Annotated in this window: 1 protein-coding gene; it reads right to left on the reverse strand. The window is 74.5% G+C overall.

All coding sequences use genetic code 11. The features are described 5' to 3' along the window. On the reverse strand, positions 1-533 hold a 533-nt coding region (locus LPA54_RS36295), incomplete at both ends, for a LacI family DNA-binding transcriptional regulator (protein WP_228984782.1).

Here is a 533-nt window from a genome sequence, read left to right on the forward strand (position 1 = left end):
TGGCACGGCCACCGCTGTCCTCGGAGAAGTCCCCTGCCTCCAGCAGCAGTTCGTCCGCCGGGACGCCCGCCTCCTGGTGCGCGGCGTGCCACCCCGCGAGGCGGGCGCGGCCCACGTCCATGTCCTGCGGGCCGGTGATCGTCGCGATCCGCCTGCGCCCGCGGCCCAGCAGATGCCGTACGGCCTCGGTGGCGCCGCCGGCGTTGTCGGAGTTGACGTAGCTCAGCTGCTCGCCCGCGTCGCGGCGGCCGGCGAGCACGGTGGGCAGGCCCACCTCGGCCAGGATGCCGGGCAGCCGGTCCTCGGCGTGCACGGAGACCAGCAGCACGCCGTCCACCCGGCGGGTGGCCACCGACTCGGTGAGCTGGTCGCGTTCGGCCTGGTCACGCACCAGCATCAGCTGCAGCTGGGTGCCGCTCTCGGCGAGCGCGCCGCTCACACCGCGGATCAGCGCGGCGAAGAACGGCTCCGAGCCGAGCCGGCTCTCGGACTCCGGGATCACCAGGGCAACGGCGTTGGTGCGGTTGGTGACC

It is taken from the genome of Streptomyces sp. DH12 (genome assembly GCF_020873895.1).
GTDB lineage: Bacteria > Actinomycetota > Actinomycetes > Streptomycetales > Streptomycetaceae > Streptomyces.